The sequence below is a fragment of the Bacillus sp. SN1 genome (assembly GCF_002796895.1).
GTDB lineage: Bacteria > Bacillota > Bacilli > Bacillales > Bacillaceae > Bacillus > Bacillus inaquosorum.
On sequence record NZ_PHIE01000001.1, the window covers coordinates 702,112 to 712,508 of the forward strand.

Here is a 10,397-nt window from a genome sequence, read left to right on the forward strand (position 1 = left end):
TAGAAAATGGATGAAGGAAGTGGGTAAAATGCCATATTATATCTGCAACACATGCGGTGTACAACATGCGCAGACTGTAAATCCGCCTAACTCATGTCTGATTTGCGATGAAGAAAGGCAGTATATTCATCCGGATGGACAATCTTGGACAACCCTTGAAGACATGCGTGAAAAAGGAAACCTTCAAAACATCCTCAAAAAGGAAGAAGAACAACTTTATAGCATCAAAACTGAACCAGAGTTTGCGATCGGACAGACAGCATTTCTTATCCAGCATAATGGCTTTAACGTGCTGTGGGATTGTATTTCATATCTTGATCAAAAGACAATTGACCAAATCAACGAATTAGGCGGTATCCAAGCCATCGCTTTGTCTCATCCGCATTATTACTCTGCTCAGGTTGAGTGGGCTGAAGCGTTTCAGGCCCCGATCTATATTCATGAGGATGACAAAGAATGGGTGGCAAGGCCAAGCAATCACATTCATTTCTGGTCAGGTGAAACTCTCAAGATGAAGCCGGGACTGGACCTCTACCGCCTGGGCGGACATTTTAAAGGCGGTGCTGTTCTCCATTGGAGCAAAGGCAATGAAGGGAAAGGCTGTCTATTGACCGGGGATATCATTACGGTTGCGGCGGATCGGAACTGGGTCAGCTTTATGTACAGCTATCCAAATCTCATTCCCCTTCCCGCTTCCAAAGTTGAGGAAATAGCAGCCAAAATGAAACCGCTTCAATTCAACCGGCTTTACAACGCTTTTTCTAAAGTTGTCAGAGAAAATGCCGGCGAAGCCGTCCAGCGTTCTGCCGTACGTTATATCAAGGCTCTGAACAGCGAATTGTTTCATACATAAGGGGCGAGGCGGTTCTTATGCGTGTAAAAGATGCAGCAATTGGGAATAGTATCGTGTAGATCAAAAGGAGGAATATTGATGGCATACACGAATACACAGCTATCTCAATGGCTGGAATCCAAAGTCGGCCAGACGCTTGATATTAGAAAAGGCGAATTGACCCATGATGAAGAGGTTTCAGATTTGGATCAGATTGTTCTCCACCTTCAAAAAGTGGGTATAAGAAGCACGAATCATCCTGATGACTATGTTGCAAAAGAAGAACTTGTTTTAGAAGGCGAAGGAACAACTTATACTGAGGATGGGGACGTACCGCTTCCGCAAAATGCCTATGAGATTCCTTTATTAGGTGATATTCATATTCACCAAGAAAACGAAGGATTAAAGGTTGTAACAGATCGTGCAGTATACACAATTGATGTTCAGCACAGCTGACAGTCACTCGAAGCAAAATAATATAGCTTAGCGCCTTTGAGCACCATTCAAAGGCGCTGCTTTACATGGACCCACTTTTTCATTTTTTCGTTCTTCACCCTATTGAATGCCGCCTAAAATAGATATATAGTTTTAGAGACAGGATTAAGTTTCAAACAATTCCGTTTTTTACTACAACTTGTTTAACAGAATGTCATCTATTTACCCTATTAGGCGAGGAGAATGCACATGGAAAAATTGATGTTTCATCCGCACGGAAAAGAATTTCATCACGATCCTTTTTCAGTTTTGGGCCGATTTAGAGAGGAAGATCCCATTCACCGATTTGAATTAAAACGGTTCGGCGGCACATATCCGGCTTGGTTAATCACCCGTTACGATGATTGTATGGCCTTTCTAAAAGATAATCGAATTACAAGAGATGTAAAAAACGTGATGAGCCAAGAACAAATCAAAATGCTCAACGTCAGCGAGGATATCGATTTTGTATCCGATCATATGCTGGCAAAAGACACACCTGACCATACCCGCTTGAAATCACTTGTTCATCAAGCATTTACTCCACGCACCATTGAAAATCTACGTAGCAGCATCGAACAAATTTCTGAACAGCTTTTAGATGAAATGGAAAAAGAAAACAAAACGGATATCATGAAATCCTTCGCATCCCCTTTGCCTTTTATTGTTATATCTGAATTGATGGGAATTCCTAAAGAGGATCGGGCACAGTTTCAAATCTGGACCAATGCGATGGTTGATACCTCTGAAGGCAATAGAGAGCTGACAAATCAAGCCCTTCGTGAATTCAAAGACTATGTCGCCAAGCTGATCCATGACAGAAGGATACAGCCAAAAGACGATTTAATCAGTAAACTTGTGCATGCTGAAGAAAACGGCAGCAAGTTAAGCGAAAAAGAGCTTTATTCGATGCTGTTCTTGCTGGTCGTAGCGGGTCTTGAAACGACCGTTAACTTACTCGGATCAGGCACCCTCGCATTGCTTCAGCACAAGGAGGAATGTGAGAAGCTGATGCAGCATCCTGAAATGATTGCTACTGCGGTTGAAGAATTGCTGCGCTACACCTCGCCTGTCGTGATGATGGCAAATCGGTGGGCCATCGAGGACTTTACATACAAGGGGCATTTAATCAAAAAAGGAGACATGATCTTTATAGGCATTGGATCTGCCAATCGCGATCCAAACTTTTTTGAGAACCCTGAAATTTTAAATATCAATCGGTCGCCGAACAGACATATTTCTTTCGGCTTTGGCATTCATTTCTGCTTAGGAGCGCCGCTTGCCAGGCTGGAAGGCCACGTTGCATTCAACGCACTTCTAAAGAGATTTCCGGATATTGAGCTCGCGGCAGCGCCTGATGAAATCCAATGGAGAAAAAATGTCTTTTTAAGAGGGTTAGAAAGTCTCCCTGTCTCACTTTCAAAATAACATATTCAAAAAGCCCCCTTCAAAAGGGGGCTTTTGTGTTTCTCAGCGCTTCACCAATTCATCTTCCTTTTCTTCTCTTGCTTCATGTTTTTTCCGGAAAGCCTTAAGGAAATTCGCGTTCACTACTCCCTTGTTTGAATAGAGCTTTTCGCAAAATTCTAACATGGCTCTGGACGCTTTTGGTTCCGTTAATATCATGAAGTGGTTGCTTGAATCGACATCTATCAGATTGAACTGGGGAATTTGACGCTCCCATTCCTCCCAGTAGGCAGCTTGATCGAACGGTGCTTTTTCATTTGAGAAAGTGAAATAAATGTCTAAATCACCAAAGAAAGACCTGCTTTTGTTGCGGAAGTAATAACATTTTACCGCCTCAGGATCAGGCAGAGGCTGTACAGTGTACACTTCAAAATCATAGGCACGCTGTGTTTTTATCATTTGCTGAGTCTGCGCACGTATTTGCTTCTCCGGTTTGTTTAATCCCCGTTTCTTTGCCAAATCGATCAGCTCAGACAGGAATTCTTCATCCTCTCTGCTTGTGTCTACCTCTTCGCGGCTGATGAGAACGTCAGTAAGTTTATCCGGCTTCGCAATCGATGCCAGCATTGTATTGATTGTTTGCAGCATTGACGTTTTCATAGAAGCCTCATGCTCTTTCGTCTCAGAACTGTATGGAGAGTCAATCATCACCATGCTTTTGACAGTGAGGCCTTGGCTTTGGAGCTGGCGTGTGACTTCATATGCAATCATTCCGCCTAAGGAATATCCGCCTACATCGTAAGGGCCTTCCGGCTGTATGGCTCGAATGATCTCTATATAATAGGAAGCCATTTGTTCAATTCCATGCAAAGGAGCATGTTGAGTCATAAATCCCCTTGCTTGAATTCCATAAAAAGGTCGCTGGCTTTTTTGTGCAAATTGCTGATAGATTTCAACGCCTCCTACTCCTCCATGAAACCAAAATACAGGGCGCCCCCGCTTGCCGTCATTTAACGGTATCAATTCCGGAAATGTACGAGTGTGCTCGTTTTGTATGGATGAATCCTCCTGTTTCTTTGCGATCAAGTCCGTCATATCCTGCACGGTTTGGCATGCTTGCAGCTCCGGCAAGGTGATGAAAGGATCAACTTCTGATTGCAATTGCTGTAATAACTGTATGCAAGAAATCGAATCAAATCCGTAATGCTGCAATGGCTTATGAGGATGCAGTTCTTCTGGAGCCATCCCTAATACATCAGCTAACATGTGATGATCGCTGCTGTTGATGTGCTCATCGTGTGATACAGAGAGCGTATTCTCTATTGCTTGAAAGCCATTCCAGCAGTTTCTCTTTTCAAATGGATAGGTCGGCAACGGTATTCTTCGTGCACCTTTTCCTTGATAAAGCTGCTCCCACGGGATTTGCACCCCTTTTGTCCAGCAAAATGCAATCTTTTCAAGGTTGTTTTCAGACAACAGTGTCTCTATTACCATTTCTCTTAATGGACCATCAAGCAAAGTTTCGATATCTGATGAGCCCTCTTCTGCATTTCCGCTAAAGACGGGTACAGACCTTTTCGGCTTTTCGCCTTTTTCCGCAGCTGTTAACCAGTCTTGCAAGCCGATTACGAGTTCTTTTTTACTGCGGACGACCAGCGCCAGCCGTTCACCCATCTCCTCTCGCCCGGTTTGAAGTGTATAAGCATAATGTTGGAATGACAGTTCTTGTTGTTTGTTCACATAATCTAGCTGCTGTTGAACAACGGCTTTTAGCCTGTCCTGGCTCTTTGCAGAAAGGACGATCATGTATGCTTCATTCTCATTCATATTAGCCGGTGCTGTTGGTGAAGGAATATATTCTTCTAAAATGACGTGCGCATTTACGCCTCCAAAGCTATAGCTGTTGATACTCGCTCTGCGCGGGATTTTACTGCCAGCGCCGTCCTTTATATCCTCCCACTGCTGGTTCTCTGCAGTCATTCTAAAACGGGTGCCCTTCATTGACACCTGATCATTCAAAGAAGAGAATCCGGATATGCCTGGTATTGTTTGATGCTTCATCGCCATGCTGACTTTCATAAGAGCAGCCATGCCGGAGACCAGTTCACCGTGTCCAATGCTTGGCTTTAAGCTGCTGATATAACATGGCGCTTCCTCCTGTACTTCTTGTGGAAGTTCCAATTCAAGCTGGCTTAATCCTGAAATTAACGCACCCATTTCTATCGCATCTGCCAATGGAGAGGCGATCCCATGCGCTTCTATATAGGTTACTGTTTTTGGATCGATTTGCGCTCCTTGATAAGCCTTAAACATTGCATCCTTCATACCAACCGGATTTGGCGCGTGAAGTGACATTCCCCTGCCGCCATGCGATACACCTGTACCTTTAATAACCGAATAAATATGATCAGAATCATCTATGGCTTTTTGCAAAGGTTTAATGATGAGAACCCCTGCTCCTTCACTTCTGACAAAGCCATTCGCATCTGCTTGAAAGGATTTGGCCTGTCCTTCCGCACTCAAATATCCCATTGAGTCGAAGCCAATGAAGCCTTTTGGTGAAAGCAGCAAATTCACAGCCCCGACAATGGCTTGCTCACATTCGCCATTTCGGATGGATTGTATGGCTCTGTGCAAAGCCACAAGAGCTGATGAGCAGGCAGCTTCGTAATATTCGCTTGGCCCTTTTACATCCAGTGCATAGGAGATACGGTTTGGAATTAAGGAAGGAATCACAGCTGTATCCGTATTGCCGGCTGCGACGAACACTCCTGTCGGACGGCCGGATAAGGCCTGTCCTGTTAAGCCTGCGTCTTCCATCGCCTTCCATGCATGTATCAAGAGCAGAAACTCCTGCGGATCCATATGTGCCGCTTCTTTAGGTGAAATGCCAAAAAACAGCGGATCAAACTCACCTATTCCTTCAATAAATCCGCCCCATTGAAGACTTGATGGTCCCTCTTTATCAGCTGAGGCAAATTTACGCCAGTCCCAGCGTTCTTTTGGCACTTCAGAGATACAGTTCCTTCCGTGAATGATATTATCCCAAAATTCCGTTACACTGTTTGCTTTCGGAAACTGTCCCGACATGCCAATAATCGCCATACCGTCGGCCATAAGTTCGGTTGATTTATCCGTCTTCATCTCATAAGCCGGTATTTGTTTCATTTGGTTTTCGATTTGAGCTGAGCGTTCCTGCTGCTGATTAACTTCACCAAACATTTGAACAAATGATGCTTCATGTTTGTCCGCAAAAAAATCGGTCAGCTCTTGAACAGTCGGATATTCAAAAAACAACGTCGGATTTAATTCGATCTTTGTCTCTGATTCCATCTCCCTTGTTAATGCAACCAATTGAGAAGAATCGATTCCTAAATCCATAATATGAGCTTTTGAAAGAGACAGTTTTGACGGGTCGGCCATGTTTACTGCCAGTTTATCTGTTACATAGCTTCTGATACGATCTTTTAAACCGCGGTTCTGATTTTCATTGCTGAATTGATTTGAAACACGCAGTTGTTTTAACGAGTACCCCGAATAGTGCAGCACCGTTTCTGACGATTCATTGATCACATCTACATCGAACAGCAGCATGTCACCTGTATTCTTAACCAATGTAATCAGAAGCCAGCAATCCTCTTGTATCGTATGATTTGTAAATTGAATATCATTGATTCCAAATGGCAGGAAACTGCCCTCAATGTCAAATTGCTCTAAGAAACTGAGGATAGCCAAGTAGGCGCTGTTTGTCATCAATGGGCTTACAGTGTAATGATGCCCGTTTGCCAGACCGCTTTGAGGCAGGCGAATTTTTGCCAGTATCGACATATTGTCTCTGTAAAGATGAGTAATCGTCTTAAATAGCTCTCCCCACTCAGGCCCGTTTCCAGTTTTATACATCTGATCGATGTGATGAAGCTCGGTTAATGAATGCTTTAAGCTCTCGATATTGACTTTTTTTGGATCAAAAGAACTTCTTCCGCATTGTCCGATTGCGGCGGGCTTCCATATATCAGAGGCCATCTCGCGATACATGATGTGTAATTCTATGACATGATCCTTTTGAAACGGCTTTGCCTGCAGTTCAATGGTCTCGCCTTGTTTGATGACAATTGGATTGATATAGCTTAATTTGCTGATACGGCCGCTGTTTTCCTCAGGAAACAAATTAAAAAATGCATCAATGGCCAGACTGCTGTATGTTGCACCGACAAGCACCCGTTCATTGTTGAGCGCGTGGCCCTGCACGTAAGGCTCATCATATGTGAATTGGTCTTTGACCGGATGATTGATATTGCTTTCGACAGCCGATGTTTTCCCATCACCTGCAGGAACATCGAAATGAAATGCTGTATGATGATCAAATGCATAGTGAGGCAGATGAACCCAGCCGGATCGGTTCCCTTGAGCAGCTTCTTTAAAATCAATGGATGCCCCTGCTGCCCATTGCTCTGCTGCACTTGTTTTTCTTTCCTTATGGGCTGATTCCGCGCATGGCTGTAAATCGAATGATGTATAAATACCTTGCTGGAGTGAACTTTCTTTTGATGTTCGGAACACCTTTAGTTTTTCAATCAGTTCCTGAGTCGATGTTACTGTAAATGCAGCCCTATGCTCTAAATCGTGGTTTCTCCTGTGTAAAGCCTGTACAATTGGTTCAATATCCAGAGCATCTTCCTTCTCTAAAAACAATTGCATGTGTTCAAGATAGCTGAGCAGGCTCCATTTTGTTTTTGCTGAAAAAACGGCTGTAAATTCCTCCTGGCGGGAAGCGATGTGTTTCTCAGGGGCCCTCTCCATATATTCTTCTATAATGAGATTGGCATAGGCTCCCCCCGCTCCGAAGGAATTGATCATGCTTCTGCGAGGCAATTTCTTTCCGGTTTCAGGATCATTCAAGCGATGCCATGGCTCCGATTGTTCCTGAAGATAAAAAGCCGTGTTTTCCAGTTGAATATTTGGATTGACAGGTGTTGCGTTGATTGTCGGCACCAGCGTGCCCTTCTTCATCTGCAGCAGCACTTTTGTCAGCTGAGAGATGCCGGAAGCCGCCTCCAAATGCCCCAGGTTGGATTTGACAGAGCCAATCGCACAAAACTGTTTCTTATTTGTGTATTGCTGAAACGCATTTGTCAGGGCAATCACTTCAATAGGATCACCCAGCGCTGAACCATTTGCCGCTGATTCAATATAGCCGATAGTCTCCGGATCAATGCCCGACTGCTGAATCGACTTGGCAATTAATTTTGCTTGCTGCTTCGGGTCTGGAGCTGTATACATCTGTCTTCCGCCGCTATGGTTGGCAAAGCTGCTTTTGATCACAGCATAAATATGATCCTGATCCTCAATTGCCTTCGAAAGCGGTTTTAACAGAACAGCTCCAACGCCTTCCCCGGGAATAAGCCCGGTTCCTGTGCCAAAACTTTTGCTTTGATTTCCGCTTTCCAGCAGATTGGCTCGCTCCAAAGAATCATACTTTGAGAGATCGAGTGTTAAATTGACCCCTCCTGCAATTGCCATAGAGCAGCTTTTCAATTTCAGGCTTTCACAGGCAAGATGAATGGCATTTAATGAACTGGAGCATGCTGAGCTCACAGCAATACTCGGTCCGGTCAGGTTGAAAAAATGGGAAACGCGGTTTGCGATATGCCAGTCTCCCCCATTTGAGCTGAGGACTGCCTGCTCTAATGATGGTATATTCCAAAAATACTGGTTATACATATTCCCAATAAAAACGCCCACTCCGGTGTCTCCATCCCGCAGTTCATCCAGCCTGGTTCGGGTATAGCCGCCATCCTCAAATGTTTCCCAGGCGGTTTCTAAAAATAAGCGGAGTTCCGGCGTCATTTCCATTACTCGGCTTTGCTCCACCTCAAAAAGCTGATGGTCAAACGATTCTATGTCTTGTAAAAAACCGCCATAACGCTTCTGATCTGCCGGCTGTATTGAATCTTTTGATAATGTTTTCAATAACGATGTGCGCCATCTGGATTCCGGAGCCTCTGTAATACAATTGTCTCCAGCGATTAAATGCGCCCATAGCTCTTCTAAGCTATCAGACATCGGATAGCGTCCGCTGACCCCGATAATTGCGATATCTTCTATACTAGGATCATTCGTCTGCACCACTTGGAAATGGCTTGTCTTTTCCTTTTTCAACTCGTTATTTGATGCTTGCTGAGTTTCTTTGACCTGCTGCTCTTCGGCAAAGCGGCGCGTGTTAAAAGTAAACGGCTTATTAGGAGCTGTACGTTCTGTTTGAAGAGGCGCTTCATTTTTTGCAGGCTGTTTCTTTTCTTTTAACAATGTTGTCCGAAGCTTGCTTTCGTGTTCCTTAATTAAATAATCGACGAGTTCTTTCGTGTTGTTATGTTCAAATAAAATGGTTTTTGGAAGATCCCCCGTCACTTTTTCTAATTCACGAATGAAATTGACCTGCAAAATCGAATCGATTCCATACTTTTCGAATGTCGTATCTTCGTGAATACGCTCTGGTGATAGTTTTATTGATTTTGCCAGCGTATGCTTCACAAATTGTGCCGTTTGTTCAATGAGAGAAGCATTTTCTTGTGAATGATCTTTTTCAGCATCTATTTGTAAATGGCCTGTATCTTCTTCTGTCTCAGTTTTCTTCTTTTGCCGGACGACTCCATTACTTTCAGCAGCAATGATCTGCTGGCCGAGCTGATGTGATTGTTCAGCCATAAAGGATACATAGCGATATCCCTCACTCTCAAGCACCATCTTCCAAGTGTCCGGATACAGACCCGGGCAGCCCGGTATACGGAGGTCAGGATCCTCATACAGCCACCAGCCCTCTAAAAGGCCGAACGTCAAATGCGAATATATATTATGATCACTTATTTCATTTAATAGGAGCAGCCCGTTCTTTTTCAAAACTGCTTTTGCATTTCGCAATGTCTGCCGGATATTTTTCGTCGCATGAAGCACATTCGCTGCAATGACCACGTCATAGCTCCCCGGATCAATATGCTGTTCAGATGCCGGCTCCTCCACATTAAATCGTTTATATGTCAAATACGGATTGTCCGGACCGTACTTATTTTCTGCATGCATTAAAAATGCTTTAGACAGATCTGTATAGCAATATTCTTTTATATGTGTCTGCCATGCTTTCAATTTTTGAAAAACAGCCGCGCTTGTACCGCCGGTCCCGGCTCCGATTTCTAATATTCGAATCTTCGCCTCAGGCTCTTGCTTCAGACGTTCTTGCAGGTAGGCCGCTAACGTGTCCGCCAGCACATCATTAAAATAGTCTGCGACTTGATTGTTTTTATAGACCCCTTCTACTAAATCCATAGATGAATTCGGAAACAGGATATCGGTGGCAGACGCCTTGCCGGTCAGAATATCCGGCAAGGCTTTCAGTGCTGTCTCCACCAATGTCACCATGGCTTTCATATTATTGTCTTGAAGCAGGTCAGATTTTTGTTCATTCCATTCTTTCCACAGCTCACTCATGGTGCCTATTGAGCGTGTTGGAACATGTCCGTTCTCCGTTCGCTTGAGAAATTGATGCCGTTCTAAAATCGATTGGCTTTCTTCAAACCATCTGCCATAGAAATTCTCCAATACCGGCTGGGATTTACTTTCTGTGAAAAACCCTATGGACTGTAATTGTGCGAAAAGCATTTTACAGAGAATGTCTTCTGTGTTCAGCATT

Annotated in this window: 4 protein-coding genes; 3 read left to right on the forward strand and 1 reads right to left on the reverse strand. The window is 43.9% G+C overall.

Translation table 11 applies throughout. The annotated features are described in order from the left end of the window. Window positions 1-28: 28 nt before the first annotated feature. From CVV77_RS03605 to CVV77_RS03615, 3 genes are all read left to right on the forward strand, one after another. On the forward strand, window positions 29-853 hold the full coding sequence (locus CVV77_RS03605) for an MBL fold metallo-hydrolase (RefSeq protein WP_100274666.1): 825 nt from the start codon (window positions 29-31) through the stop codon (window positions 851-853). A gap of 78 nt (window positions 854-931) precedes the next feature. After that, entirely contained in the window at window positions 932-1,288 is a 357-nt protein-coding gene (gene ymzB / locus CVV77_RS03610; RefSeq protein WP_019258463.1) for a protein YmzB, read from the forward strand. A gap of 228 nt (window positions 1,289-1,516) precedes the next feature. Next, window positions 1,517-2,734, forward strand: a complete 1,218-nt coding sequence (locus CVV77_RS03615; protein WP_100274667.1) for a cytochrome P450 family protein — start codon at window positions 1,517-1,519, stop codon at window positions 2,732-2,734. Window positions 2,735-2,776: 42 nt separating this feature from the next. Here CVV77_RS03615 and CVV77_RS03620 read toward each other — a convergent pair whose 3' ends face one another. Continuing rightward, window positions 2,777-10,396 (reverse strand): beta-ketoacyl synthase N-terminal-like domain-containing protein, encoded by a 7,620-nt coding sequence (locus CVV77_RS03620; protein ID WP_100274668.1) that lies wholly within the window; start codon window positions 10,394-10,396, stop codon window positions 2,777-2,779. Window position 10,397: the final 1 nt, after the last annotated feature.